This window comes from Acidovorax sp. GW835-FHT14B10 (genome assembly GCF_058793725.1).
Genome location: NZ_JBXAGC010000021.1, coordinates 1 through 25,956 on the forward strand (window position 1 = coordinate 1; position 25,956 = coordinate 25,956).

Consider the following 25,956-nt stretch of genomic DNA (forward strand, 5'->3'; position numbering starts at 1 on the left):
GGCGTCCAATCGCCCGATTTCGCTCCAACCCTTCGGGCAGTGGTCTTTGCGGGCGGTCTGCGGCGTTGCGGCGCTTGCCAATAGCCAAGCTATTGGTTGCGCACCGCGCCTTGCATCCCCTCCCGCAAAGGCCACTGCGCGACCCCTGGGAGATCGTAAACAGGCTCTAAGAGGGGCCAGGGCTGCCAAAGGGTTCGCGGTCGGAGAAAGATTTCTTTTGAACCGCTCCGTCGACTGGATCGGCGGCGCGCGGATCGCTCTGAGCGCGCTGCCGCTTCGACCGTTTCCGTGGCTTGCAAACTATTTTTGAGTTCCCGCGAAGCCGATCGCGGCCTGGCCGCCTCTTCGCTCCCGAGGAGCGTCCTCGCCAATGAAATCAACCCAAGGACTGGATATGAAGACAAGCTTGAAATTGACCTTGGCGGCGCTGCCCGCCGCGGCCCTGGCGCTGACGGGGATCTGAGGCTGGAATCCGACCTCACGGCCGAGCTGCTGATGTCGATGCGACTCGATACGGGCCACGCCGAGATGGACGCGGCGATCGGGGCGACTGTCCGCATGTGCCTGCCTGAGATCGCCGATCTGATGTCGATGCGGGATGAAGTTTTGGCGCCCCATGCTGCCCCCGACAAGCTCGGCGACCCGGATTTGGAGCTGCTCTCGGAGCTTGCCGTCGACCTCGACGCGAAGCTGCGCGGCTGATTGGAGCACGACGTGCTCGCGACGCGGGCCGGTCTGCGCGGTGCGCTGGATGAGGTCCACCAAGTTTTCGAGCGCAACCTCCCGTTGGCGACCAGAGAGGCGGGGTTCCGCCTGAGACAGGGTCAGTCCAGCGGGTTCTAGGGCATGCGGCTTCAATCGCGCTTCGAAGCGTGCCGCCCAATTGCCGCCAAAATCGCTGTTTGCTCCAGGAAACCCCGTGTTTATGCGGGTTTTCGAGGCATGCGCCCTTGATGCGCCACCATGGGGTTGGTGGCGTAGTTCAGGCGCAATGTTTCAGACGACAACTGTTTTTCTGGGAAACGCCGTGGCGTTGGTTTACACACAGCGTCGCTTGGAGAGCAAAATGTCGAAAGCCGCCGTGTTGCGAGCATCGGCGGCTTTCTTGCCATGGTCCCGTGCGAAGGAACCATGGCTTCCCATCGTTCTACACGACCGTCGCGAGCGCGACTTCGAGAGGCGAAGGCGGGGATCAGAACGGCGCGTCTTCACCCTTGGCTGCGTCGGCCTGTGGGGCGGCGGATGCTGCTGCGGCCGCAGCGCCATCTGCTTCCTGGGGGGCGGCGGCAGCCGCCTGGCGCACGGCCGCCTTGTCACCCGCGCTCGCAAACTGGCTGTATTTTCCCAGGATGGGCACCAGCTGGCCGTAGATGCGCGGGTTGCCGGCCAGGCATTCGCGCTGCTCCAGAAAGTCGGCCTCGCCCGTGAAATTGCCCACCAGGCCGCCGGCTTCCGTCACCAGCAGCGAGCCCGCCGCCACATCCCAGATCGACAGGCCGGTTTCAAAGAACCCATCGGTGAAACCCGCGGCAACGTAGGCCAGGTCCAGCGCGGCAGCGCCGGGGCGGCGCAGGCCCGCGGTGCGCTGCATCACGTCGCTCATCATGGCCAGGTAGCTCTTGAAGTTGTCGCCCGGGCGGAAAGGAAAGCCGGTGGAGATCAGGCAGTCCTTGAGCTGGGTGCGTTTGCTCACGCGGATGCGGCGCTCGTTCAGGTAGGCGCCGCGGCCCTTGGTGGCCGTGAACAGGTCATTGCGCGAGGGGTCGTAAATCACGGCCTGCTCGATCTTGCCCTTCACGGCCAGCGCAATGCTGACGCAATAGACGGGAAAGCCGTGGATGAAGTTGGTGGTGCCGTCCAGCGGGTCGATGATCCAGACAAACTCGGAATCCTTGGCGCCATACTCGGTGCCCGATTCTTCGGCCAGGATGCCGTGGCCGGGGTAGGCCGTGAGCAGCGTCTCGATGATGATCTTTTCGGACGCGTGGTCCACTTCGGTCACGAAGTCGTTGATCTGCTTTTGCGAGATCCGCACCGATTCCACGTCCAGGGCCGCGCGGTTGATGATGGCGCCGGCGGCGCGTGCGGCCTTGATGGCCACGTTGAGCATGGGGTGCAGGGTGGACGACATAAATTGTGGGTGAAGGACAGGGGCCTTGGGACAAGGCGTGGACCGGCGATGCGGCGACAATGGGAGAGATTCTACCCGCTGCGCCCCTGAACCGCTGGGCGAGGGCCTGGAACCTGGCCTGCGGCGGCGCATCCACCGCCTGCATCCGCAGATTCAGCAGCGTTTCAAGGCAGCCGCAGCCACTGGCCTTCGCCTGCGGTGGTTTGCTGCACCGGCCCCCCACCCAGGCTGAACTCCACCATCAGGCTCTTGCGCTCACCGGGGGCAGGGTCTGCGCCGGCGAGTTGGTTGTCCACCGCCACTTCCAGTCGGCCGTCACGCACCAAGCTGCGCAGGCGCACGGTGATGTCCACCTGGCGGTAACCGTTGCCGTAGAGGGCGCGCTGGATGTTGACGTAGCCGTGGTCTGCCTCGTTGCGCCCGCCGCGCTGCTCCCACCGTTGGGCGCGGGCCTGCGCGATCCGCGATCCGTCGATCCAGCTGCCTTCGCCGTATTCGAGAATCTCGGGCTGGCGGCCAAATCCACCCAGCACGATCTGCAGGGTTTTGCGCTGGCCCGGCGCCGGGTCGCCGTTGAAGAGCTGGTTGTTCAGCTGGAAACGCTGCTCGCCCCGCAGCAGCTGGCGGATCTGTGGCGTCACATCGAAGCGCGATTGCGGCGTGCCATAGGTGGCCTGCCGGATGTCGAGAGGGTCCCGGTCGGCGTGGCCATACCCGCCCTGATCCTCGCCATTCCAGCCTTGCCGGTCATCGTTGTCGTAGCCCCGCCCCCAGCGGCCGCTGCGCCAGCCCGTGAACTGCGCGCCATCCACCCAGCTGTATTCGCTGAAGTCGAAGTTGCGGGGCTGACCGTCGGGTCCCCGGGCATGGATGCGCAGCATCTTGCGCAGACCGGGGGCCGGGTCGGCGCCGAACAGGTCATTGGTGAGCCGAAAGCGCTGGTCGCGGCGGGCCAGTTGCCGCAGACGGTCGGTGACGTCGATGCTGTACTGGTCGGTGCCATAGACCGCCTGCAGGATCTGGTAGGGGCCTTCGTCGCGCTGGGCCCAGGCGGTGGACGACAGCAGCAGGGCAAACGCCAGCAGCAGCCAGCTGCCCAGGGTTCTGGCGATGGAGGAGGGAGCGTGCATGGAGGGAGGGTTGAAAGTGGGAAAGCGGTGGAGAGAGGTGCGAGGTGCCAAAGCGACCTTCAACAGGCCCTTAACGTCCGGGTTGCGACACCCGTGCACAACGCCCGTGCCACGCACAGAGTTTTACACCCGCGCAGGGTGCGCGGCCCTGCAGGCGGCGCCCAGCTGCTGGGGCTGGCACCTCCGCCAGGCCCGGGCCAGCGGCGACAATGGCGCATGCCCCGGTGGCCCCTTGTTTCTTTCTGATTTTTCCATGCGTACCCGATTCATCCTCATTCAAACCAGCCACGCCGGCAATGTGGGCGCCGCCGCCCGTGCCATGAAAACCATGGGTTTTGACGATCTGGTGCTGGTGGCGCCGCGCTGGCCCAACGTGCTGCGGCGCGAGGAAACCATCCAGCGTGCCAGCGGCGCCCTCGATGTGCTGGAAAACGCGCGCATCGTCGCCACGCTCGATGAAGCCCTCGATGGCATCAGCCACCTGTGCGCGACCGCCATGACGCCGCGCGACTTTGGCCCGCCCACGGCCAGCCCCCGCGCGCACTTTGAAAGGCTCTTGAAAAGAGCGCTTTCAGCGAGGGATGGACAAGCGCTGGAGGTCGAAAATTCTTCAAAACCGACCGCTGCGACGGCCGAGTCGGGCGTGGCCTTTCTGTTTGGCTCCGAACGCTTCGGCATGGCCAACGAGGATGTGTACCGCTGCCATGTGGCGCTCTCCATCCCGACCAACCCGGGTTTTGGCTCGCTCAACCTGGGCGCCGCCATCCAGGTGATTGCCTACGAGTGGCGCCAGGCGCTGGGCGGGTTTGCGGTGCAGGAGGCCACGCCGGCCCGCGTGCAGGCCGATGCCGCCCAGGTGGCCGGCATGCTGGCCCACTGGGAGCGGGCGCTCACCGGCATTGGTTTTCTCGACCCCGCCGCGCCCAAGAAGCTCATGCCGCGGCTGAACCAGCTTTTCAACCGTGCGCAACTGAGCCCGGAAGAAATCCACATCCTGCGTGGTGTCGCCAAAGCCATGATCGAGACGGCACAAGCGAAACGATAGACTGCGTTTTCCATTTACAAATAACCATAACAACCATGCTTGCCCGTCTGCGCTCCGATATCCAGTGCATCCTCGACCGCGATCCTGCCGCGCGCAGCACGTGGGAGGTGGTCACCTGTTATCCGGGCCTGCACGCGATCTGGCTGCACCGCCCGGCCCACTGGTGCTGGCACCATGGCCTCAAATGGCTGGGTCGCTTCATCTCGCACTTTGCACGCTGGTTCACCGGCATCGAGATCCACCCCGGCGCCAAGATCGGCGAGCGTGTTTTCTTCGACCACGCCATGGGCGTGGTGGTGGGCGAGACGGCTGAAATCGGCGACGGCTGCACCATCTACCAGGGCGTCACGCTCGGCGGTACCTCGCTGTACAAGGGGGCCAAGCGCCATCCCACGCTGGGCCGCGATGTGGTGGTGAGCGCCGGCGCCAAGGTGCTGGGCGGTTTCGAGGTGGGCGATGGCGCCAAGATCGGCAGCAACGCCGTGGTCATCAAGCCCGTGCCCGCGGGCGCCACGGCGGTGGGCATTCCGGCACGCATCATCCCGTCCAAGGAAGGCCAGAGCGCCGACGTGACCGAGCCGCAGCAGCCGCGCAAGTTCACGGCCTACGGCATCACGCAAGAGGACGACCCGCTCTCGCAGGCCATGCGCGGCCTGATCGACAACGCCTCCTCGCAAGAGCACCAGATCGCACTGCTGTGGCAGGCCATCGAAAAGCTGTCGGAGTGCGTCAAGACGGGCGATTGCGTGCCCGACGATGCGGCGCTCAAGGAGCAGTTCGAGGCGGGCAAGCTGAGCGACCTCGTGGGCAAGTAGCCGCAGCCGGCCGCGCAAAAAAGAAGCACGCCATTGGCGTGCTTCTTTTTTTACACCTGCCAGCACTGGATGGATAAGCGCTGGAGGCCAATTTTCTCCAAATTCAGAGAGCAGGCCGTTCAGAACGGCTTGATCGCAATCTTGAGCACGCCATCGCGCTGGTGGGCAAACAGGTCGTAGGCCTCGACGATGTCGTCGAGCTTGCGCTGGTGCGTCACCAGCACACCCAGGTCCAGGCGGTTGGCGGCAATCACGTTCATCAGGCGGCGCATGCGCTCCTTGCCGCCGGGGCACAGCGCGGTGCGGATGGTGTGGTCGCCCAGGCCCGCCGCAAACTGCGCCAGCGGGATCGACAGGTCTTCCGAGTACACGCCCAGGCTCGACAGCGTGCCGCCGGGCTTGAGCACCTTCATGGCCTGGGCAAAGGTGGCCTGCGTGCCCAGTGCCTCGATGGAGCTGTCGGCGCCCTTGCCGCCGGTGAGCTGCATCACCTCATCGACCACGTCCACGTTGCGGAAATTCAGCGTCACGTCGGCGCCCATTTTCTTGGCGATGCCCAGGCGGTGGTCGTTGCCATCCACGGCGATGATGGTGGTGGCCCCCAGCAGGCGTGCGCCCGCCGTGGCGCACAGGCCAATGGGCCCCTGCGCAAACACCACCACGGTGTCGCCGATGCGGATGTTGGCGTTTTCGGCGCCCTTGAAGCCGGTGGACATGATGTCCGGGCACATCAGCACCTGCTCATCGGTCAGGCCATCGGGAATCGGGGCCAGGTTGGCCTGGGCATCGGGCACCAGCACGTACTCGGCCTGGGTGCCGTCGATCAGGTTGCCAAAGCGCCAGCCGGCCGTGGCCTTGTAGCCGTGGCAGCCGCACAGGCCTTGCGGCACCAGGTAGCTGCCGTCCTGGCTGGGGTAGCCGTCTTGCGCCGCGTAGCTGTTGAAATTGGGGCAGATGGCGCCGGCAATCACGCGCTGGCCCTCGGTGTAGCCCTGCACCGCGCTGCCCAGCTTCTCGATCACGCCCACGGGCTCGTGCCCCACGGTCAGGCCCTTGGCCACCGGGTATTCGCCCTTGAGGATGTGCACGTCGGTGCCGCAGATCGTGGTGGTGGTGATGCGGATCAGCGCGTCGTTGGGGCCCACGTCGGGGATGGGTTTGTCGGTCAGCTCGATGCGGCCGGGTTCGACGAACACGGCGGCTTTCATCATGGAAGGCATGGCGGTTTCCTTGGAGGCTGGGGTTGAACAACCTGCCGAGGCTATATCGCAATGGTGCCAGTTGGGTGATGGAGGTGGGCGGGCTTGTCCCAGATCAAGAAGCGGCGGCAGCTGGCGCCGTGTTGCTTCCTCCCAATGCAGCAAAACTGATAGCTGTCTGCATTTATGAATGAAGGGCTACGGGCTGATCTGGCTTGAGGTCAGATGCGGGCAGGCCGGATGGCGTTCTTGGGCCGGAACGCCTTGCAGACCTCATCGTGCGTTTCCAGATACGGCCCGCCGATCAGGTCGATGCAGTAGGGCACGGCCGCAAAGATGCCGGGTACGAGTTGTTGGCCCTCCGCATCCTTCAGGCCTTCCAGCGTTTCGGCAATCGCCTTGGGCTGGCCGGGCAGGTTGATGATGAGGCTTTGCTCGCGCACCACGGCCACCTGCCGCGACAGGATGGCGGTGGGCACGAACTTCAGGCTGATCTGGCGCATCTGCTCGCCAAAGCCGGGCATTTCCTTGTGCGCCACGGCCAGCGTGGCCTCGGGCGTCACGTCGCGCAGGGCCGGGCCCGTGCCGCCGGTGGTCAGCACCAGGCTGCAGCCCGCGTTGACCAGGGCGATCAGCGTGGCGCTGATGGTGTCCTGCTCGTCGGGGATCAGGCGCGGCTCGAAGGTGATGGGGTTGCGCAGGGCGCGGGTCAGCCAGTCCTGCAGGGCCGGAAGGCCCTTGTCTTCATACACGCCGGTGCTGGCGCGGTCGCTGATCGAGACGATGCCGATCTTGACCGGGTCGTGGATGGCTTCAGTCATCGTGCGTGTCCTCCTCGGGCTGCTCGTCGGGGCCGGCCGCGCCGCCGAGGTGCTCGCGCACCAGCTGGAACAGCTCGCGGTAGGCCCGGCCCTTGCGCGGGGCCAGGCCCTCGGAGACCTGCACGTTGGCGGTCTTGCCGGCTGGCGTGGCATCCTTGCGCGCCTGGCGGATCAGGGCGCGCAGTTGCTGGGTGTCGGTGTCGGGGTGCTCGGCCATCCAGGGGGCCAGGGCTGCGTCGTCGGCAATCAGCCGGTCGCGCCAGTGCTCGGCCAGGTGCAGCGCCAGTTTTTCGCTGGCCGAGCCCTTGTGCTGCTCTTCCAGTGCCTGGCGGGCGGCCTGCACCCGCTCGGGTTCGAGCTTGCGCATGAGCTTGCCCACGTACTGCATCTGGCGGCGCTTGCCCTCGAAGTTGGTGATGCGCCGGGCCTCGGCCAGCGCCTCCACCAGTTTGTCGGGCAGGCCCACGGCGTCGAACAGGTCAGCGCGCAGGCTCAGCAACTCCTTGCCCAGGTCTTGCAGCTCGTCGCTTTCGCGCTTGAGATCGGTGCGGCTGGCATCGGGCGTGCCTTTGAGTTCGGCCTTGAGCTGAATGTCCATTTCGCTGCCTTCGGCAACGAACTGGCCTCGCACAAAGTAGCCTTTTTTGGGTTTGCGTGACATGGGTGGGGGCAAAGAGAGAGGTGGCGCAGCGCGCACCACAGCGGCAAGTATCATAGCCGCCGCTATGAACAAACCCACCCAACGCGCCTCCCGCGCCACTGGCGCTGCGGCCTCCGCCCCAGCCGCCGCGATTTCGCCCGCTCCGGAGCGCGGCTTCAGCTACAGCCGCTCGTTCTTTGAAGACCTGGTGGACCGTGCTTTGGCGCATGCCAGAAAACTGGGCGCCACCGACGCAGGCGCCGAGGCCTCCGAGGGTTGTGGCCTGTCGGTCAGCGTGCGCAAGGGCGAGCTGGAGAACGTGGAGCGCAACCGTGACAAGTCGCTGGGCGTGACGGTGTACATCGGCCACCGCCGTGGCAATGCCAGCACCTCCGATTTCTCGGACAAGGCCGTCGAGCAGACCGTGCAGGCCGCCTACGACATCGCCCGCTTCACCGCCGAAGACCCCATGGCCGGTCTGCCCGACGAGGCCGATATTGCACCGGCCGATACGCACCGCGACCTCGACCTGTTCCATCCCTGGGCCGTCACCAGCGAAGAGGCAGCGCAACTGGCCATGGCGTGCGAGGCCGCTGCCCTCCAAACCCACCGCCGCATCACCAACAGCGAAGGCGCCGGCGTGTCGGCACAGCAAAGCCATTTCTTCAGCGCGCACACGCGGGGCTTTCGCGGTGGCTATGCCAGCTCGCGCCACAGCTTTTCGGTGTCCCCCATCGCCTCGCTGCCCGGCCGCAATGCCGAGATGCAGCGCGATGCCTGGTACAGCTCCATGCGCAGCGCGGCCGAACTGGCCTCGCCCGAGGCCGTGGGCCGCTATGCCGCCCAGCGCGCGCTCGCCCGCCTGGGCAGCCGCAAGATTCCCACCACGCAATGCCCGGTGCTGTTTGAATCGTCCCTGGCGGCGGGCCTGCTGGGCGGTTTTGTGCAGGCCGTGAGTGGCGGCTCGCTCTACCGCAAGAGCAGCTTCTTGCTCGATTCGCTGGGCAAGATGGTGTTTCCCAAGCACATCGACATTCTGGAAGACCCGTTCGTGCTGCGTGGCAAGGGCAGCTCGCCCTTTGACGAAGAAGGCGTGCGCGTGGCCCCGCGCAAGGTGGTGCAGGGCGGGCGGGTGCAGGGCTATTTCCTGTCCAGCTACTCGGCGCGCAAGCTGGGCATGAAGACCACGGGCAATGCCGGTGGCTCGCACAACCTGGTGATGACCTCGCGCCTCACGCAGGCCGGCGACAACCTCGATGCCATGCTGCAAAAGCTGGGCACGGGCCTGTTTGTGGTGGAGCTGATGGGCCAGGGCGTGAACTACGTGACGGGCGACTACTCGCGCGGCGCCAGCGGCTTCTGGGTGGAGAACGGCAAGATCGCCTTCCCCGTGCACGAGATCACCATCGCGGGCAACCTCAAGGACATGCTCAAGGGCATCGAGGCCGTGGGCGCCGATGCTTACAACTACGGCGCCAAGACCGTGGGCTCCATCCTGGTCAACCGCATGAAGGTGGCGGGGAGCTGAGTCAACTACACCGGCAGATTTCGCTTCAAGGCTGGAGGACGGCCAGTCAACAGTGAGCCGGTGAGGGAGTGGTAACGCCGCTCAGTGCGTGAGAAAGTCCAGCACCAGCCGGTTGAAGCTGTCGGCATGCTCCCACTGGGCCCAGTGGCCACAGCGGTTGAAGACGTGCAGCTGCGCGTTTTGCATGCCCCACAGCAGGCGCAGGCCCACGTCCAGGGGCACAAAGCGGTCGTCACGCCCCCAGATGACCAGCGTGTTGGCCGAGATCTCGCCCAGGCGGTGGCCCAGATCGGGGAACTGCTTGGGGTTGGCCGTGCTGCTCTTGACGAAGTTTTCCAGGTGATCACCGCGGGCCAGCATGTTGTCGAGGCGCGCCTGGAACAGTTCGTCGGTCAGGTGGCTTGCGTCGTACACAAACACATTCATCATGCGCTTGAGGTTTTCAATCGTCGGGTCGCGGTAGAGCGCGCCGATCAGCTTGATGCCTTCGGTGGGCATGGGCACAAACTGGCTGGGGCCGCCGGTGCCGCCGCCCATCAGGATCAACTTGCCCACGCGCTCGGGGTGGGCCAGCGCAAACGCCACGGTGCTGTGCGCGCCCATCGAGTTGCCGACGATATGGACTTTGTCGAGGCCGATGGCATCCAGCAGGCCCTTCAAGGCGCGGGCGTTCAACTCTGAGCGCGAGCCGGTGTTGATGATGGGGTCGCTTTTGCTCCAGCCGGGGCAGTCCATCAGAATCACGCGGTAGCCCGCGTTCACAAATGGCTCGATGTTTCGGTTGAAGTTGGCCCAGCCGCTGGCGCCGGGGCCAGAGCCATGCAGCATGACAACCGTCTCGGCGCCCTGACCGACGTCGTTGTAGTGCAGTTGCAAGTTCAGATCGCCCTCTTGGATGCGGACGAACTTGCTGGTGGCGGTTTCGGTGATGGTGGGGATGGTGGCAGTCATGGGAACTCCTGGCATGGGATGATATTTTGCTATTAAAAAGATAGCTTATGGCGCTTTTTTGACAGGCGCGTTAGGCCGATTTGGCATCAAAATATGCCCCATCAGCCTGCAAGCAGCAGTGCGGTGCCTCAGCCCGCTTCGCTCATCACCGGCATCGCATGCATGCGCTCATGCTCGCGGGCCTTGAGCAGATCCAGCGCCACATCCACGATCATGTCCTCCTGCCCGCCCACCATGCGCCGCTTGCCCAGTTCGACCAGAATGTCCACGGCCTTGAGGCCATATTTTTGGGCGGCCACTTCCGAATGGCGCAGGAAGCTGCTGTACACCCCCGCATAGCCGAGCGCCAGGGTTTCGCGGTCCACGCGCACCGGGCGATCCTGCAGCGGGCGCACGATGTCGTCGGCCGCATCCATCAACTGGTACAGGTCGGTGCCATGGCTCCAGCCCATGCGGTCCGCCGCTGCAATGAACACTTCCAGCGGCGCATTGCCCGCACCCGCGCCCATGCCGGCCAGGCTGGCGTCCACGCGGTCGCAGCCTTCTTCCACGGCGACGATGGAGTTGGCCACGCCCAGGCTCAGGTTGTGGTGGGCGTGCATGCCGGTCTGCGTCTCGGGCTTGAGCGCATCCTTGAAGGCGCGGAAGCGGTCGCGCACGTCGTTCATGGAGAGCGCGCCGCCTGAATCGACCACATAGCACACGGTGGCGCCGTAGCTTTCCATCAGCTTGGCCTGCTGGGCCAGGCCCTGGGGCGTCTGCATGTGGCTCATCATCAGAAAGCCCACGGCTTCCATGCCCAGGTGGCGGGCGTATTCGATGTGCTGTTTGGAGATGTCGGCTTCGGTGCAGTGCGTGGCCACGCGCACGATGCGCGCGCCAGCGTCATAGGCCGCCTTCAGATCGTGCACGGTGCCAATGCCCGGCAAGAGCAGCGTGGCTATTTTTGCGTGCTTGACCACGCTGGCCACGGCCGCGATCCACTCCACATCGGTGTGGGCGCCAAAGCCGTAGTTGAAGCTGCCGCCTTGCAGGCCGTCACCATGGGCGACTTCGATGGAATCGACCCGGGCGTCGTCCAGCGCCTTGGCGATCTGCATGGCCTGGACCACGCTGTACTGGTGGCGAATGGCGTGGCTGCCGTCGCGCAGCGTCACGTCGGAGATGTAGATCTTCTTGGAAACAGGGGTGCTCATGGGGTTCTCCTTCAGGCGGCCACGGCGGTGGCTGCGCCAGCAGCGGCCAGGATGCGCCGGGCCATGTGCTCGGCGGTGCGCAGGGCGGCGCTGGTCATGATGTCCAGGTTGCCGGCATAGGCGGGCAGGTAGTGGGCTGCGCCCTCCACCTCCAGGAACACAGAGGTCTTGAGGCCGCTGAGGTTGTGGCCCACGCCGGGGATGTCCAGGCCCTCGATGCGGTCGAACTGCACCTTTTGCTTGAGGCGGTAGCCCGGCACATAGGCCTGCACGGCGGCGGCCATGCGCTCGATGGAATCAGCAATGGCGGTTTCATCGGCCCTGTCGGAGAGCGTGTAGACCGTGTCGCGCATGATCAGCGGCGGCTCGGCCGGGTTCAAAACGATGATGGCCTTGCCCTTGGCGGCGCCACCCACCACCTCGATGGCCTTGGAGGTGGTTTCGGTGAATTCGTCGATGTTGGCGCGGGTGCCGGGGCCGGCGCTCTTGCTGGAGATGCTGGCGACGATTTCGCCGTACTGCACCTTGGCCACGCGCGAGACGGCGGCGACCATGGGGATGGTGGCCTGGCCACCGCAGGTGACCATGTTCACGTTCAGTGCGTCCAGGTGGTCTTCCCCGTTGACCACCGGGATGCAGTAGGGGCCGATGGCCGCGGGCGTGAGGTCGATCAGGCGGATGCCGGGCTTGAGGCCGCGCAAGAAGGCATCGTTCTGGACATGGGCCGACGCCGAGGTGGCATCGAACACCACGTCGATGTCGGCGAACTGGGGCATGCGCGTGAGACCGGCCACGCCTTCGTGCGTGGTGGCCACGCCCATGCGGGCGGCACGGGCCAGGCCGTCGGAGGCGGCGTCGATGCCGACCATGGCGCCCATCTCGATGTGCTGGCCGTGGCGCAGGATCTTGATCATCAGATCGGTGCCGATGTTGCCACTGCCGATGATGGCGGCTTTGAGTTTGCGGGTCATGGGATGGCCTTTATTCGATGGTGACGCCGCTGGCCTTGATCAGCGGTGCCCAGCGTGCGACTTCCGACTGGATGAAGCTGCCGAACTGTGCGGGGGTCGAGGGGAAGGCCTGCATGCCTTGTTCGGCAAAGCGCTTTTGGATGTCGGGCTCGTTCAGGGCCTTCAGGAAGGCTTCGTTGAGCTTGGCAATCGTCTGTGCGGGCGTTCCGGCCTTGACCACGGCGCCAAACCACACGCCGGCATCAACGCCCTGGATGCCCAGCTCACCCAGGGTGGGCACGTCGGGCAGTTGGGCCGAGCGCTTGGTGGCGGCGATGGCCAGGGGTTTGAGCTTTTTGCCGGCGATCAGCGGGCCCGTGCTGATGATGGGGTCGAACATCATGTCGACCTGGCCGCTCATCACGTCCTGCAGCGCGGGGGCGGAGCCTTTGTAGGCCACGTGGTGGAAGTTGCCCGCCGTCTTGCCACGGAACAGCTCGCCCAGCAGGTGGCCGATGGAGCCCATGCCCTGCGAGGCAAAGTTCAGCCCCTCCTTGCGGGTTTTGGATTGCTGCACCAGATCGGCCATCGCGTTGGTTGGGCTGTTGCTGGGCACCACCAGCACCAGCGGCGAGGAAATCAGCGAGGTGACGGGGGCGAAGTCCTTGATCGGGTCGTACGAAAACTTGCGGTACAGCGTGGGGTTGATGGCGAACATCTCGGTGGCACCCACGTAGATGGTGTGGCCGTCGGCCTCGGCCTGCTTGACCTGGTTGGCCGCGATCTGGCCGCCGCCACCGGGCTTGTTGTCCACGATCACGGGTTTGCCCAGCGAGTCGGTCATCTTCTGGGCGAGGGCGCGGGAGATGGTGTCGGTGATGCCGCCTGCTGGAAACGGCACGACAAGGGTCACGGTGCGTGACGGGAATGCAGGTGCCTGGGCATGGGCCATGCCCGTAACAACGGTGGCCGACAGGGCAGCAAGGAGGGTGCGACGAAGCAGCATGAGGTTGGCTTTCAGAACAGGATTTGGAAAGAAGGGCGTGCGGGTGCTGGATCAGTGACCGAAGCAGGTACGCACCGTGCCGACGCCGCTGATGCGCGCCTCGAAGGCATCTCCAGGCTGCACCGCCACCATGGGGCCGAGTGCGCCGGTCATCACCAGGTCGCCCGCGCGCAGGGGCTGGCCCAGAGTGGCCAGCTTGCGCGCCAGCCATACGGCGGCATTGAGCGGGTGGCCCAGACAGGCACGGCCCTGGCCTTGCGACACCACGGCGCCGGCGCGCTCGGTGGTCATCTCGCACAGCTTGAGGTCGAGCGCGTTCAGGCGCGTGGGCACGGCGCCCAGCACGATGAGCCCGCTGGAGGCGTTGTCCGCCACGGTGTCGATGAACTTTATGTTCCAGTTCGCGATGCGGCTGCCCACGATCTCAATGGCGGGCAGCACGTAGGCAGTGGCGTTGATCACGTCCACCAGCGTGGCGTCGGTCAGGTCGAGGTCGCGCTCCAGCACCAGGGCCACTTCGGCTTCGACCTTGGGCTGCAGGGTGCGCGCCCAGGGAATTTCCTCGTCGTCGCCATAGACCATGTCGGCAAACAGGGTGCCAAAGTCGGGCTGGTCCACACCGAGCTGCTTTTGCACGGCGGGCGAGGTCAGGCCGACCTTGCGGCCCACGATACGGCGACCCTGTGCCTGCGCATGGCGCACATTGGCCAGTTGCACGGCGTAGGCGTCGTCCGCTTGGGTGATTTCCTCGCGCAGCGGCGCGATCGGGGTCGCAGTCTGCTCTGCTGCGCGCAGGCGCTCGGCCCAGGCGTTGATCTGTTCAGTGGTGGTCATCTGGTTCCTCGAAGATTGCTTGTGGTGTTTAGGCGGTGTGCTGGAACAGCACGCCATAGCCCGCAATCAGTGCGGGCAGGGCCTGGTAATGGCGCAGCGTGCAGGGTATGGGCCGGGCGGGCAGGGCGGCGCGGGCGATCAGCCAGGTCTTGGACTCGTGGGCCGACAGACCGGCCTGCTGCTCGATGGAGTCTTCGGTCATGGCAGTCAGTTCGCTGAAAGCACCACGCTCCAGTGCGTCCATCCAGTGCCGGTCCCAGGCCGGGTTCAGCGGCTTCATGCTGGAATCGCCGCGCGCCAAAGCCACGCCCGCGGCCATAACGCGCGCTGTCTTGGCTTCGCGCTCGGCCGCGGTGGGCTCGCGCCTGATGGTGATGCGTTCACGCACGGCCGCATCGGGGTGGGCCAGCGTGGGAACGGGGGGCTCGTGCGACAGCCCGCCCGAGCCGATCACCAGGGTGCGGTGCGGCAGGGTGTCTAGAAACTGGCCAATGGCCTCGCCCAGCTGCTGGCAGCGTGCCAAGCGCGGAATGCCGGGCTGGGCCACGGCGTTCATGAAGATCGGCACCACGGAGGGGGTGTCCAGGCCGCCCCACAGGAACTGCAGGGCCTGCGCAAAGCCGTGATCCACCTGCATGCGGCGCGACAGGGCGATGTCAAAGCCGTTGTCCATCAGGTGCGTGGTCATCGCAAGGGCGGCGGCTTCGTCAGTGTTCAGGGCGCCGGGCGGCGTGAGGTAGTCACCCACCGAAGTGGCCGCACTGCCAATGCAGAACGGTGGCATCAGCGCGTTGAAAAAGCCGTTGTAGTGATCGGGGCCCAGCAGCACCACCAATTCGGGCTTGAAAGCGTGTACCTGGGCGCGCGCCTGCTCTAGCGCAGCGTCGAGCGAGGCCTTGGCGTCGGGGCTGATCTCGTTGAGTCCGAGCAAGGGCGAGTGCGACATGCCCAGAAAGGCACGGGGTGCAATGCTGGGCATTCAGGCCTCCAGGGGCGTTGCGAGTTTGCGGGACAGGGCTGTTGTGACGGCAGAGACTTCCTGGGGTGAGCACAGGGCCGCCACAAACCGATCTGGGCGCACGAACACAATGGATTTGTTTTGCTTGCCAAACCATTCCTTGATGCGGCCCTGGGTGTCGCCCAGCGTGATAACGCCTGTGCGGGCATCGTTGCTGTGCGCCATTTGCACCTGGGGTTTGACGGTGATGAATTTCGCGCCCAGGCGATCCCAGAAGGCGCGAGCCTCTTTGCTCAGGTTGAAAGTGGGATCGGTGCCCCAGGCCAGGATGGCAAAGTTCAGGCCGATCACGTCATCCAGGCGCACGGTTTCCCCGGTTTCGGTGGTCACGCGCGGCTGGATGAACATGCGGCCTACGGGCGTCTCCAGCGGCACCTCAAAGCCATTGAGAAGGCGGCCCAGGGGCGATTCCTTCTTCTCGGCCATCAGGCCCAGAAGGCGGCCCAGCGGGTGGTCGCCCGAGCGGTTGAGCAAACCTCCCAGGATGGATTGGCTCTCGCCTTTTTCGGGCAACACCACCACGCCGCGCTCGTAGCGGGGCATGGGCTTGAAGCGCATTTCTGCAAAGTACTGCTTGACCGGCGGCACGGCGTTGAGAGCCAGCATCACGGTGTCGCGAACCTTGGCGGCGGTGTGGCTTTCGGGGGCGAAGATGTCGCCAGCCACCTCGGACAGGTGGATCATCGAGCGGGCGTGGTCACGGCGCTCGTCGCCATAGGTGTCCAGCAGGGCGTCGCCGGCGAGGCCCTTGGCAACCCAGGCGAGTTTCCATGCGAGGTTGCTGGCATCGCGCATGCCGCTGTTGTAGCCCTGGCCCTGCCACACCGGCATGATGTGTGCAGCGTCACCGGCCAGCAGCACCCGGTCCACGCGGAAGGTGGAGGCCAGGCGGGCGTTGTGGGTGTAGACGCGCTTGCGGATGTAATCCACACTGTCCGGATCGGCGACGACCTTGCGCATGAGCTTGGCCAGGTTCTCGGGCTTGGAGAGTTCTTCTTCGGTCTCTCCGGGCATCACCATGAATTCAAAGCGGCGTATGCCGTGCGGAAGTGCCGCCGAAACGTAAGGGCGCTCGGGGTCGCAATGCATGTCAATGTGGGGCGTTCCCAGCGGGTCGTTGCGTACATCGACCACAATCCACTGGTTGGGCTTGGTGCGGCCTTCAAATGGCACGTTGAGTGCGCGGCGGATGAAGCTGTTGCCGCCGTCGCATGCCACCACATAGCGTGCGCGCAAGGTGCGCGGTTGGCCCTTGCTGTCTTCGAGCGTGAGCGTGACGCCCTCGGCGTCCTGAGTGATGTCGGTGACCGACTGCTCAAACAGAACCCGTGTGTCTTTGAAGCGCTGCAGGCCCCGGTACAGGATTTCATCCACCTGTGGCTGAATGAACGCATTGCGGCGCGACCAGCCGAACTCGTCGGTGCGCGGTTCGATGGATGCGAAGCACTTGCCGCTGGCAGTAAAAAAGCGCATCCAGTGGTCAGGTGTGATGTGCGCCTGCACCTGGTCCACCAGGCCCGCAGTCTGCAGCGTGCGCAAGGACTCGTCGTCGATTCCGATTGCGCGCGGGTAGTCGATGATCTTGTCGAGCTTTTCGATCAACAGCGAAGGTACGCCGGCCACGCCGAGCGTGTTGGCAATGGTCAGGCCGACGGGGCCTGCACCGACGATGATGACGTCGACATCGAATTCGGCGGTTGTCTTGTGGACTTTCGTGGCCATGGGCCTTGCTCCTGTGGATGTAACGGTTGAAACACACGGGACCTGAAGCCCGGTGGCTTGCGTCATGAACGCAGGGGACGGCTAGCGCAAGTTGAAGCGATTGTGTTTGCGCTAGATCAAAGCGTAAACTGCGTGCACCTGGTGCACCCAAATACTGGGGTTATCCCTTGTTTTGCATGGTGTGCCCCGTTTTTCGCCGCCAACCATCGTTTTGGAGATCGATCCATGCCGCAACACAGGCCTGTGGCCGTTGAATCCCAATACAAAGATGTGCGCAGCCTGGCGCGTGGGCTGGATGTGCTCAAGGCACTCAACAGCGCCTCGGGCGGCATGGCCACAACGACTGAATTGGCCGAGGTCTGCGGCATGCATCGCACCACCGTCAAGCGGCTGCTGGAAACCTTGCGCACCGAGGGTTTTGTGCGACGCGGTGAACGTGAAGGGCAGTACTACCTCACGTTTGAGGTGCGTCGCCTTAGCGAGGGATTTGAGGACGAGGCATGGGTGGAGCAGGTTGCAGCGCCGTTGATGCGCGCCTCGGTGCGCAAGCTGCTGTGGCCCTGCGATCTGGGCACGATGGAGTCAGGCTTCATGGTGGTGCGCGAGTCAACCCACCGATTCAGCGCGCTGTCGCAGCACCGCGCCATGATCGGCGAGAAGATGCCGGTGTTTGTGACGGCGCTGGGGCGGGCCTATCTTGCGGCATGCTCGGAGGAGCAGCGCGAGGCCCTGCTGTCGATGCTTGGCCAGCGCGATGACTGGATCGGAGTGATGGCAAGGGACCGGGCTGCGGTAGCCGAGGCAGTGCGCGAAACGCAGCAGCGGGGTTATGCCTACAACGATGGCGAGTGGGTTCGCGAGCAGCACTTTGCGGCGGTGGCTGTGCCGCTGCGCAGCGGAGAGCGTCTGCTCGGTGTGCTCAACATGGTGTTCCCGAAAGCCGCCGTGGCGCCTGCAGAACTGCAAATGCGCTTTGTGCCGGCGCTGGGGGCACTGGCGGCGCATATTGGCAAGTCCAGCCGCGCGTGGCTGGAATGAGCGACGATGTCAGGAAAATGATCTGCTGGCAATTGACTTGACGATCGAAGCCAGTGGCAAGGTGAAGGGTAGAAAAGGCGACTGCAGCAAGCCTCTCCGTCAGGGAGCATTTGTGCCGAGCTATCGCGTTTACTGTTTCACAGACTAGTGTGGTGAGTTAGAAGTTCGCAGACAAAACCTCTCAATGCTGGCGAGGATGTCATCGGCGGTCTTGGACCAAACGAAAGGCTTCGGCTTGGCGTTATTGATGTCGAGGTACTCCCGGATCGCCTGCTCAAGTTGTCGTGTGGAGCGATGTGTGCCGCGGCGAATGCAGCGTTGCGTGAGCGTTGCGAACCAGCGCTCAACCTGATTGAGCCATGACGCCGAGGTCGGCGTGAAGTGCACGTGAATGCGCGGATGACGGGCCAGCCATGATCTGATCGACGCCGTCTTGTGTGTGCCGTAGTTGTCCATGACCAGGTGGATATCCAGCACCGCTGGCACTCTGGCTTCAACGGTTCGTAGGAACTGCAGGAATTCGCTGCTGCGGTGGCGACGGTGCATCTCGCCGATGACCGCTCCCGTGGCGATATCCAGGGCTGCAAACAGCGTGGTCGTACCATGACGCTCGTAGTCATGGGTGTGCCGCTCGGCAATGCCGGGCGCAAGGGGCAGCAAGGGCTGCGTGCGATCAAGCGCCTGGATCTGACTCTTCTCGTCCACGCACAGCACCATGGCCATCAAAGGCGGATCCATGTAGAGGCCGACGATGTCGCGCACCTTCTCGACGAACATCGGATCGGCAGACAGTTTGAATGTCTCCTGGCGATGCGGCTGCAAGCCGAAGGCGCGCCAGATGCGCGAGACGGCCGTCTGCGAAAGCCCGGCTGCGCTGTGGCGAATCAGGAAAAAATAGCACCTGGCGCTTGTCACGCAAGCTCCAGGTGCCACTGTTTTTATGTTTCTGTAGTTTTGCGTGGGTATCGGGATCAGCCCGCCAGCGCCGCCTTCACGGCGACCGACACCTGGCCCATGTCGGCCTTGCCGGCCAGGCGGGTCTTGACCACGCCCATGACCTTGCCCATGTCGCCGGGGCCCGAGGCGCCCACTTCGGCCACGATGGCCTTGACGGCGGCCAGGGTTTCTTCGGCCGACATGCGCTCGGGCAGGTAGGCCTGCAGTACGGCCATTTCGGATTTCTCCTTGTCGGCCAGGTCCTGGCGGCTCGCGCCTTCAAAGGCGGTGATGCTGTCCTTGCGCTGCTTGATGAGCTTGTCCACGATGGTGACGATGGCCACATCGTCCAGCACCACGCGCTCGTCCACTTCCTTTTGCTTCATGGCGGCCTGCAGCAGGCGGATGGTGCCCAGGCGCTCGCTGTCCTTGGCGCGCATGGCGGTCTTCATGTCTTCGGTGATCTGGTCCTTGAGGCTCATGGCGGCTTCCTTTTTTGGTTTCAGACAGGGACGGAGGGTTTGCACAAAGCCCCTCTGGCTAGGCGTCAGCGCCGCAGACAGTAGTCTCGCGACGGCAAGGCGCTGCAACGACGCCAGAGGGGCTTTGTGCAAACCCGAAAAAACAAAAACCCGCGCTTGGCGTCCCTAGCGCGGGTTTGGCGGCTGTCCGTATGAGGGACTGTGCCGAAGCGGTACTTAGTACAGCTTTTTTGGCAGTTGCATGCTGCGAACGCGCTTGTAGTGGCGCTTCACGGCGGCTGCCTTCTTGCGCTTGCGCTCGGCGGTGGGCTTTTCGTAGAACTCGCGGGCGCGCAGGTCGGTCAGCAGGCCGAGCTTTTCAATGGTGCGCTTGAAGCGGCGCAGTGCAACGTCAAAGGGTTCGTTTTCTTTTACGCGGATCGTAGTCATTAGCTAATGTTTTCCAATAGGTTGCCCACAGAGGGTCTTGGGGAGATCGGGCCTCAAGACCATGCGTGGCGGTTTTCCCCGTCTGTAACTAGTATTTGGCCGACGGGGCATTGCCAGCGAAGCCCGCCATTATAGCGACTGCGGCGCGCAAATCAAGAGGCAGAAACCAGCGCCTGCGCACACGCATGGGCACTGGCCCAGGCCCACTGGAAGTTGTAGCCGCCCAGCCAGCCCGTCACATCGACCACCTCGCCAACGAAATACAGCCCCGGCTGCGTCTTGCACTCCAGGGTCTGCTGCGACAGTGCGCGCGTGTCCACGCCGCCCAGCGTGACCTCGGCCTTCTTGTAGCCCTCGGTGCCGGTGGGGGTGAGCTCCCAGCGCGCCAGCTGCTCGGCCAGCCGGGCCAGGGCCTTGTCCGAGGCTTCGTTGATGGGGCGCTGCCAGTCGGCCTCGCGCTGGGCCCAGGCATCGGCCAGGCGGCTTGGAGCCAGCGTGGCCAGTTCGTTGGCGATGCGCTTTTTCGAGCGGTTCTTTGCCGTCGCCAGGGCCTCGCCCAGGTCCACGCCGGGTGCCAGGTTGATGGCCAGGGGCGTGCCTTCGCGCCAGTAGCTGGAAATTTGCAGCACCGCCGGGCCCGACAGGCCACGGTGGGTGAACAGCAGGTCTTCGTGGAAAACCATGCGCTCCTTCTTGCTGCCGGTGCTGATCTCCACCGGCAGGGCCAGGCCAGACAGCTGTGCATACGGCGCCCAGAGAGCGCCGTCAAAGGTCAGCGGCACCAGGCCCGGGCGGCGCTCGATGAGCGGGATGCTGAACTGTTGTGCCAGCCGGTAGCCGAAGTCGGTGGCGCCGATCTTGGGGATCGACAGGCCGCCGGTGGCGACCACCAGCGAACGCGCTTGCACGGGGCCTCTATCGGTATGGATGTGATAGCTGCCAGCGCCGGACGGATCTGCGCCATAGGCCGAGAAAACGATGTTTTTGACGGCACAAGGCTGCCAGTGCGTCACCCCGCCGGCGGCGCACTCGGCCAGCAGCATGGCAATGATGTCTTCGGCCGAACGGTCGGCAAACAGCTGGCCCTTGTGCTTTTCATGGAAGGGGATGCCGTGCTTTTGCACCAGGGCGATGAAGTCCGACGGGGTGTAGCGCGACAGCGCCGAGCGGCAGAACTGCGGGTTCTGGCCCACGAAGTGCCTGTGCGGCGCGCGCGGGTCGAGATCGCGGTTGGTGAAGTTGCAGCGCCCGCCGCCCGAGATGCGGATTTTTTCGGCCACCTGGTCGGCGTGGTCGATGAGCAGCACCTGGAGGCCACGCTGGCCCGCCTGGCCGGCACAAAAAAGGCCGGCAGCACCGGCACCCACGATCACCACGTCAAACATCTGCATGGCCTGCAGTGTAGGTGCTGCGCAGACCGCCGATTTTGGTCGGCGGTGGGCGACAATGGGCGGCATGAACATCCCCTCCCACCAGCTCAGCATGACCGTGCTGATGTCTCCCGACATGGCCAATTTTTCGGGCAACGTGCATGGCGGGGCCATCTTGAAGCTGCTCGACCAGGTGGCGTATTCCTGCGCCAGCCGCTTTTCGGCCTGCTACGTGGTCACGCTGAGCGTGGACCAGGTGATGTTTCTGCAGCCCATCCATGTGGGCGAGCTGGTGACCTTTCTGGCCAGCGTCAACTACACGGGCAGTTCGTCGATGGAAGTGGGCATCAAGGTGGTGGCCGAAGACATCCGCGCGCAGGTGGTGCGGCATGTGAACAGCTGCTTTTTCACCATGGTGGCGGTGGACGAGGCGCGCAAGCCCATGGCGGTGCCGCCCCTCATGCCCGTGACCGCCGATGAGCGGCGCCGCTGGGAGGCGGCGCTGCTGCGCAAGTCGCTGCGCAAGGAGCTGGCCGAGCGCTTCCAGCAGGTGCGGGAGGCGACAGAGGGCTGACCGGCTCCGCCCTCACCGGCTTGCAAGCCGCGTTGCGGCAGCGCCCCGCCAGCGATACGGCCTGCCGCGAGAGCCCGGCCATCTCGCTGGTGCGCCCCGATAGCACATTGGCCACCGGTTGCGCGAAGGCGTCGATGGTGGCGCACACGCCGGCCGGCTCGCGCCGCTCAGTACAGCGAAGCGAAGCGTTCCACCATCCGCGTGGGGCCCGCCACGATCAGGTGATCGCCGGGCTTGACCTCGGTCTCGGCCTTGGCATAGATGAAGTCGACGTGGCGCCGCTTGATGCCCACCACGGTGATCCCATGGCGCTTGCGCACGTTGGACTGCGACAGGGGCTTGTTGTGCGTTTCCATGGGCGCGCGGGTCTTGGCGATGGCGAAGCCGTCGTCGAACTCGATGAAGTCGATCATCTTGCCGGTGACCAGGTGGGCCACGCGCTCGCCCATGTCGGCCTCGGGGTACACCACGTGGTGCGCACCCACCCGCTCTGCGATGCGGCCGTGCTGCGGGTCGATGGCCTTGGCCCAGATGTCCTTGAGGCCCAGCTGGCTCAGGTTGAGGATGGTGAGTACGCTCGCTTCCAGGTTTCCACCGATGCTCACCACCGCGTGCGCGAAGTCAGGCACGGCCAGCTGGCGCAGGGTTTCCAGGTCGGTGGCGTCGCCCTGCACCACGTGGGGCAGCACCAGCGACAGCGACTGCACCGTATCGGCATCGTGCTCGATGGCCAGCACATCGTGGCCCAGCTCCACCAGCGATTTGGCCACGCCCGTTCCAAAGCGGCCCAGGCCGATGACGACCACGCTGCCGGACAGGTGTTTGACGGATTTATCCAACAATCGGTTTCTCCTCGGGGTATCGGTAGTTGCGGCGGATCTGGTTCGTGGCCAGGGCCACGGCCAGCGTGACCACGCCCACGCGGCCAACGAACATCAGCGCAATGATGATGGACTGGGCGCCGGGCGGTAGCTCGGCCGTGATGCCGGTGGACAGGCCCACGGTGCCAAAGGCGGAGACCACTTCGAACAGCACTTTTTCCAGGGGCAGCGTCGTCAGCGGCAGGATCAGCAACAGGGCCAGCGAGACGACGGCCGCGCTGAGCACCATGATGGTGATGGCCTGGCGCTGTACCGAGTCCGCGATGCGCCGGCCGCGGAACTCCACGTCGCGGTGGCCGCGGATCTCGTTCCACACCACCAACACCAGCACGAAGAAGGTGGTCACCTTCACCCCCCCCGCCGTGCCCGCGCTGCCGCCGCCAATGAACATCAGCACATAGTGCAGCGCCAGCGATTCGGTGGTGAGCGCGCCGATGTCGATGGCGTTGAAGCCCGCCGTGCGTGCCGAGACGGAGGTGAACAGCGCCACCAGCGCCTTGTGCGCCCAGCCCATGGGGCCCAGCGTGCCGGGGTTGTCGAACTCGGCGAGCAGGATGACCCCGGTGCCCAGCGCCACCAGCGCCAGCGAGCCCCACACGGTGAGGGCCGTGTGCATGGACCAGATGGGCCGCTTGCGCCCGCGCTCGGCCAGCAGCTCGTGCAGCACCGGAAACCCGAGGCCGCCGATCACGATGGCCAGCATCAGCGGCACCAGCACCAGGGCGTCGCCCGAGTACGCCATCACGCTGTTGCCCCAGGTGGAAAAACCCGCGTTGTTGAACGCCGAGATGGAATGGAACAGTCCGTGCCATGCCGCATCGCCCCAGGGCATGCCATAGCCCAGTGCAAACCGCAGCCACAGCGCGAGGGCCATGGCCAGTTCCACGGCCACCGTCACCTTGAGCACGAGCTTGGCCACGCTTTTCACGTCGCCCAGCGCCAGCGAGTGGGTTTCGGCCTGCAGCAGCAGCCGCGTGCGGATGCGCATCTGCCCGCTGATCAACAGGCCCATCAGCGTGGCCGAGGTCATCATGCCGAAGCCGCCGATCTGGAACAGGCCCATGATGACGGCCTGGCCCGTGCCGCTCCAGTAGGTGCCCGTGTCCACCACCACCAGCCCGGTCACGCAGACAGCCGATGTGGCGGTGAACAGCGCGGTGAGAAATGGCGCGCTTTCACCCGCCTGCGCGTGTGCGAAAGGCAGCATCAGCAACATGGTGCCCAGCGCAATCACGCTGAGAAAGGACAGGGCCAGCACCACAGCCGGGTGCGCAACGCGGGAAGTCAAAGGCAGAACTTTCTGCGCGGTGGTTGGCAACCCGTGCACCACGCGGCCGCGATGCTAGCACTGCGCGCGCCCTTGCGGCTCCGTGGCACCGGTGTTCCCGTGGAGGAAAAAAGCCTCAGCCTGCCACCCGGCGCTCCGCGGCGGCCGGGGCCGCTGCCGCCACGCCGCGCACCACATCGCCGACCACAATGACGGAAGGGCTGGCCAGCCCTTCGCGTGCGATGGTGGCCTGCAGCGTGCCCAGCGTGGCCACGGCGTGGCGCTGGTGGGGCAGGCTGGCGTGCTGGATGATGGCGACGGGCGTGTGGGCGGGCAGGCCGGTGAGCAGCTCGTGCTCGATGTGCGCGGCGCCGCTCACGCCCATGTAGATCACCAGGGTCAGCTTGGCATCACGCGCGGTGGCGGCCAGCTGGCGCCAGTCGATGCCGGCGTCGCCGGGCTTGGCGTGGCCGGTGACGAACACCACGCCGTGCGCATGCTCGCGGTGGGTGAGCGGTGCGCCCAGCGCGGTCAGTCCTGCCAGGCCGGCGGTGATGCCATTGATGACGGTGACTCGCACGCCCGCAGCACGCAGGTGCTCCACCTCTTCGCCGCCGCGCCCAAAAATGAACGGGTCGCCACCCTTGAGGCGCACCACGTTCTCGCCCTCGTTCACGGCCATCAGCATCAGCTTTTCGATGAAGGCCTGCGGCGTGCTTTGGCAGCCGCCGCGCTTGCCCACATAAACGATGCGCGCCGTGGGCGATGCGTGCGCCACGATGGCGTCGCTCACCAGATCGTCCACCAGCAGCACGGTGGCCGCCTGGATGGCCTTGAGGGCCTTGAGGGTGAGCAGCTCGGGGTCGCCCGGGCCCGCGCCCACCAGCGTGCAGGTTCCCTGGAAGGCGGCTGGCGGCGGGCTGGCGGGGGGGAGGGTGGTTTTCATGGTGTTGGCCGTGTGGTTTGCGCAGCCAGATGCAAGATATGTTCCACCTGCTGCGCCAGCGCCGCCGGCACGGGCAGGCGGCCGTCCAGTACGTCTCGGGTGTAGCGCGCCGTGGTGTCGATGTCAATCGCGGTGGGCAGGCCGGGCACCTCGGCTGCGGTGCCGGGTTGCTGTTCTTGCAGCAGCTGGTGCACACCGGCCGCAAAGGCGTCGTAGCGGGGCGTGCGGCGCGGGTCTGCCGCCACTTCGCCTTCGAGGCCGCGCGAGAGCAGGGCGGTCATGTGCAGCGCGCCAAAGGTGGCCTGCAGCATCTCGTAATACTCGGGATGGGTGTAGCTGGTCACCACCACGGCGGCGCCTGCGCAGGGGTTCATCAGCTTCACGGCGCTGTGCCCCGCGTTGCGCAGCCCCACCACCTCGCGCACCTTCAGCAGGCGCGCCAGGCCGGCGTGCAGGTGCTGGGTCTCGATGTGGGCCACGCGGCCATTGGCGATCTTTTCAGGAGCCGTAAGCGCAGGAACACCCAGCGCCAGCAGCACATCCGATGCCAGGGTACGGCGCGCCTCGGTGCGCATGCCATGCAACAGCACGGGCAGGCCCTCGCGTGCCAGCAGCAGCGCCAGCAGGGGGGTGAGCACGGGCAGCTTGCGCGCGCCGTTGTAGCTGGGCAGCACGATCAGGGGGCGGTCGCTGGCGGGCAGCAACGCCATGCGGCTGTGCGTGGCGTCGAGAAAGCCGCACATTTCCTCGGGCGTTTCACCCTTGATGCGCATGGCCAGGCAGAAGGCGCCGATCTCCAGGTCGGAGGCCGTGCCATCGAGCACCTGGCCGAAAAGATCGGCCGCCTGCTCGCGCGTCAGGGGCTTGGAGCCACGCGGGCCGCGGCCGATTTCCTTGATGTACTGGCTGATACCCATGGTTTTTGGTGGCGGAACTTGTGAAATAGGGCTCCGGCGTCGTTATTTCGGCTTGCCGTACGCTTGTACTGTCTGCGCCGAAATGCCTGGCCGGAGCCCTATTGCACAAGTCCTGGTGCGGTAGTGGTGG

At 65.3% G+C, this 25,956-nt stretch carries 26 protein-coding genes and 1 pseudogene; 7 read left to right on the forward strand and 20 right to left on the reverse strand.

Annotated elements, in window-relative coordinates; translation table 11 throughout:
* Nucleotides 1–306: 306 nt before the first annotated feature.
* The gene (locus tag AC1Q5S_RS15665; RefSeq protein WP_422205886.1) at nucleotides 307–702 is read left to right on the forward strand and encodes a hypothetical protein; all 396 of its coding nucleotides are present in this window, start codon (nucleotides 307–309) and stop codon (nucleotides 700–702) included.
* A 490-nt stretch (nucleotides 703–1,192) separates the two neighbouring features.
* On the opposite strand, the gene AC1Q5S_RS15670 is transcribed toward AC1Q5S_RS15665, so the two are convergent.
* Together AC1Q5S_RS15670 and AC1Q5S_RS15675 are read right to left on the reverse strand one after the other, a co-directional pair.
* A complete protein-coding gene (locus AC1Q5S_RS15670; protein WP_303834222.1) occupies nucleotides 1,193–2,131 on the reverse strand; it encodes an inositol monophosphatase family protein in 939 nt (312 codons plus the stop codon).
* Nucleotides 2,132–2,295: 164 nt separating this feature from the next.
* Nucleotides 2,296–3,261 carry a DnaJ-like protein C-terminal domain-containing protein gene (locus AC1Q5S_RS15675; protein ID WP_422205883.1) on the reverse strand — a complete coding sequence of 322 codons (966 nt, stop codon included), beginning with the start codon at nucleotides 3,259–3,261 and terminating at the stop codon, nucleotides 2,296–2,298.
* Nucleotides 3,262–3,514: 253 nt separating this feature from the next.
* On the opposite strand from AC1Q5S_RS15675, the gene AC1Q5S_RS15680 reads away from it, so the two are divergent.
* Both AC1Q5S_RS15680 and cysE read left to right on the forward strand, forming a co-directional pair.
* Nucleotides 3,515–4,306: an RNA methyltransferase gene (locus AC1Q5S_RS15680; RefSeq protein ID WP_303834224.1), complete on the forward strand. Its 792-nt coding sequence runs from the start codon at nucleotides 3,515–3,517 to the stop codon at nucleotides 4,304–4,306.
* 35 nt (nucleotides 4,307–4,341) lie between these two features.
* Nucleotides 4,342–5,121 carry a serine O-acetyltransferase gene (cysE, locus tag AC1Q5S_RS15685; RefSeq protein ID WP_303834225.1) on the forward strand — a complete coding sequence of 260 codons (780 nt, stop codon included), beginning with the start codon at nucleotides 4,342–4,344 and terminating at the stop codon, nucleotides 5,119–5,121.
* Between the two features lie 119 nt (nucleotides 5,122–5,240).
* On the opposite strand, the gene AC1Q5S_RS15690 is transcribed toward cysE, so the two are convergent.
* A complete protein-coding gene (locus tag AC1Q5S_RS15690; RefSeq protein WP_303834228.1) occupies nucleotides 5,241–6,341 on the reverse strand; it encodes an NAD(P)-dependent alcohol dehydrogenase in 1,101 nt (366 codons plus the stop codon).
* A gap of 23 nt (nucleotides 6,342–6,364) precedes the next feature.
* Here AC1Q5S_RS15690 and AC1Q5S_RS15695 point away from each other — a divergent pair, with 23 nt between their 5' ends.
* Entirely contained in the window at nucleotides 6,365–6,514 is a 150-nt protein-coding gene (locus tag AC1Q5S_RS15695; RefSeq protein ID WP_492239065.1) for a hypothetical protein, read from the forward strand.
* A gap of 27 nt (nucleotides 6,515–6,541) precedes the next feature.
* Here the strand turns inward: AC1Q5S_RS15695 and mog are convergent, their stop codons facing one another.
* Nucleotides 6,542–7,141, reverse strand: coding sequence for a molybdopterin adenylyltransferase (mog, locus tag AC1Q5S_RS15700; protein WP_422205881.1), 600 nt, complete (start codon nucleotides 7,139–7,141; stop codon nucleotides 6,542–6,544).
* Entirely contained in the window at nucleotides 7,134–7,802 is a 669-nt protein-coding gene (gene yjgA / locus AC1Q5S_RS15705; protein WP_422205879.1) for a ribosome biogenesis factor YjgA, read from the reverse strand. The genes mog and yjgA overlap by 8 nt, the downstream gene beginning before the upstream one ends.
* Nucleotides 7,803–7,866: 64 nt before the next feature.
* Between yjgA and pmbA the strand changes: the two genes are divergently transcribed.
* Nucleotides 7,867–9,309, forward strand: coding sequence for a metalloprotease PmbA (gene pmbA, locus AC1Q5S_RS15710; protein WP_422205877.1), 1,443 nt, complete (start codon nucleotides 7,867–7,869; stop codon nucleotides 9,307–9,309).
* Between the two features lie 81 nt (nucleotides 9,310–9,390).
* On the opposite strand, the gene AC1Q5S_RS15715 is transcribed toward pmbA, so the two are convergent.
* From AC1Q5S_RS15715 to mhpA, 7 genes are all read right to left on the reverse strand, one after another.
* Nucleotides 9,391–10,260, reverse strand: a complete 870-nt coding sequence (locus AC1Q5S_RS15715) for an alpha/beta fold hydrolase (protein WP_422205875.1) — start codon at nucleotides 10,258–10,260, stop codon at nucleotides 9,391–9,393.
* 128 nt (nucleotides 10,261–10,388) lie between these two features.
* Nucleotides 10,389–11,456, reverse strand: coding sequence for a 4-hydroxy-2-oxovalerate aldolase (dmpG, locus tag AC1Q5S_RS15720; protein ID WP_303834238.1), 1,068 nt, complete (start codon nucleotides 11,454–11,456; stop codon nucleotides 10,389–10,391).
* A gap of 11 nt (nucleotides 11,457–11,467) precedes the next feature.
* A complete protein-coding gene (locus AC1Q5S_RS15725; RefSeq protein ID WP_422205873.1) occupies nucleotides 11,468–12,427 on the reverse strand; it encodes an acetaldehyde dehydrogenase (acetylating) in 960 nt (319 codons plus the stop codon).
* Between the two features lie 10 nt (nucleotides 12,428–12,437).
* Entirely contained in the window at nucleotides 12,438–13,412 is a 975-nt protein-coding gene (locus AC1Q5S_RS15730) for a Bug family tripartite tricarboxylate transporter substrate binding protein (RefSeq protein ID WP_303838147.1), read from the reverse strand.
* A 51-nt stretch (nucleotides 13,413–13,463) separates the two neighbouring features.
* Nucleotides 13,464–14,246 carry a 2-keto-4-pentenoate hydratase gene (gene mhpD / locus AC1Q5S_RS15735; RefSeq protein WP_303838145.1) on the reverse strand — a complete coding sequence of 261 codons (783 nt, stop codon included), beginning with the start codon at nucleotides 14,244–14,246 and terminating at the stop codon, nucleotides 13,464–13,466.
* 28 nt (nucleotides 14,247–14,274) lie between these two features.
* A complete protein-coding gene (locus tag AC1Q5S_RS15740; RefSeq protein ID WP_422205870.1) occupies nucleotides 14,275–15,225 on the reverse strand; it encodes a 3-carboxyethylcatechol 2,3-dioxygenase in 951 nt (316 codons plus the stop codon).
* Nucleotides 15,226–16,986 (reverse strand): bifunctional 3-(3-hydroxy-phenyl)propionate/3-hydroxycinnamic acid hydroxylase MhpA, encoded by a 1,761-nt coding sequence (mhpA, locus tag AC1Q5S_RS15745; protein ID WP_422205868.1) that lies wholly within the window; start codon nucleotides 16,984–16,986, stop codon nucleotides 15,226–15,228. It lies immediately after the preceding gene.
* 225 nt (nucleotides 16,987–17,211) lie between these two features.
* Here mhpA and AC1Q5S_RS15750 point away from each other — a divergent pair, with 225 nt between their 5' ends.
* Nucleotides 17,212–18,024, forward strand: a complete 813-nt coding sequence (locus AC1Q5S_RS15750) for a DNA-binding transcriptional regulator (protein WP_422205866.1) — start codon at nucleotides 17,212–17,214, stop codon at nucleotides 18,022–18,024.
* Between the two features lie 144 nt (nucleotides 18,025–18,168).
* On the opposite strand, the pseudogene AC1Q5S_RS15755 reads toward AC1Q5S_RS15750, so the two are convergent.
* From AC1Q5S_RS15755 to AC1Q5S_RS15770, 4 genes and pseudogenes are all read right to left on the reverse strand, one after another.
* Nucleotides 18,169–18,891, reverse strand: a pseudogene (locus AC1Q5S_RS15755) (IS630 family transposase); the annotation flags it as partial.
* Between the two features lie 104 nt (nucleotides 18,892–18,995).
* Nucleotides 18,996–19,442, reverse strand: a complete 447-nt coding sequence (locus AC1Q5S_RS15760; protein ID WP_303838127.1) for a GatB/YqeY domain-containing protein — start codon at nucleotides 19,440–19,442, stop codon at nucleotides 18,996–18,998.
* Between the two features lie 216 nt (nucleotides 19,443–19,658).
* Complete coding sequence (gene rpsU, locus AC1Q5S_RS15765) at nucleotides 19,659–19,871, reverse strand: 30S ribosomal protein S21 (RefSeq protein ID WP_007833691.1); 213 nt, start codon at nucleotides 19,869–19,871, stop codon at nucleotides 19,659–19,661.
* Nucleotides 19,872–20,023: 152 nt separating this feature from the next.
* Nucleotides 20,024–21,262 carry a BaiN/RdsA family NAD(P)/FAD-dependent oxidoreductase gene (locus tag AC1Q5S_RS15770; RefSeq protein ID WP_422205864.1) on the reverse strand — a complete coding sequence of 413 codons (1,239 nt, stop codon included), beginning with the start codon at nucleotides 21,260–21,262 and terminating at the stop codon, nucleotides 20,024–20,026.
* Between the two features lie 64 nt (nucleotides 21,263–21,326).
* On the opposite strand from AC1Q5S_RS15770, the gene AC1Q5S_RS15775 reads away from it, so the two are divergent.
* Nucleotides 21,327–21,815 carry an acyl-CoA thioesterase gene (locus tag AC1Q5S_RS15775; RefSeq protein ID WP_303838001.1) on the forward strand — a complete coding sequence of 163 codons (489 nt, stop codon included), beginning with the start codon at nucleotides 21,327–21,329 and terminating at the stop codon, nucleotides 21,813–21,815.
* Between the two features lie 167 nt (nucleotides 21,816–21,982).
* Here AC1Q5S_RS15775 and AC1Q5S_RS15780 read toward each other — a convergent pair whose 3' ends face one another.
* The 4 genes from AC1Q5S_RS15780 to ybiB form a co-directional block, all read right to left on the reverse strand.
* Entirely contained in the window at nucleotides 21,983–22,657 is a 675-nt protein-coding gene (locus AC1Q5S_RS15780; protein ID WP_348682739.1) for a potassium channel family protein, read from the reverse strand.
* On the reverse strand, nucleotides 22,647–23,984 hold the full coding sequence (locus AC1Q5S_RS15785) for a TrkH family potassium uptake protein (protein WP_303837998.1): 1,338 nt from the start codon (nucleotides 23,982–23,984) through the stop codon (nucleotides 22,647–22,649). Before AC1Q5S_RS15785 ends, AC1Q5S_RS15780 begins: the two co-directional genes overlap by 11 nt.
* 115 nt (nucleotides 23,985–24,099) lie before the next feature.
* Entirely contained in the window at nucleotides 24,100–24,909 is an 810-nt protein-coding gene (gene cobA, locus AC1Q5S_RS15790; protein ID WP_303837997.1) for a uroporphyrinogen-III C-methyltransferase, read from the reverse strand.
* Nucleotides 24,906–25,826 (reverse strand): DNA-binding protein YbiB, encoded by a 921-nt coding sequence (ybiB, locus tag AC1Q5S_RS15795; RefSeq protein WP_422205861.1) that lies wholly within the window; start codon nucleotides 25,824–25,826, stop codon nucleotides 24,906–24,908. Before ybiB ends, cobA begins: the two co-directional genes overlap by 4 nt.
* Nucleotides 25,827–25,956 lie beyond the last annotated feature (130 nt).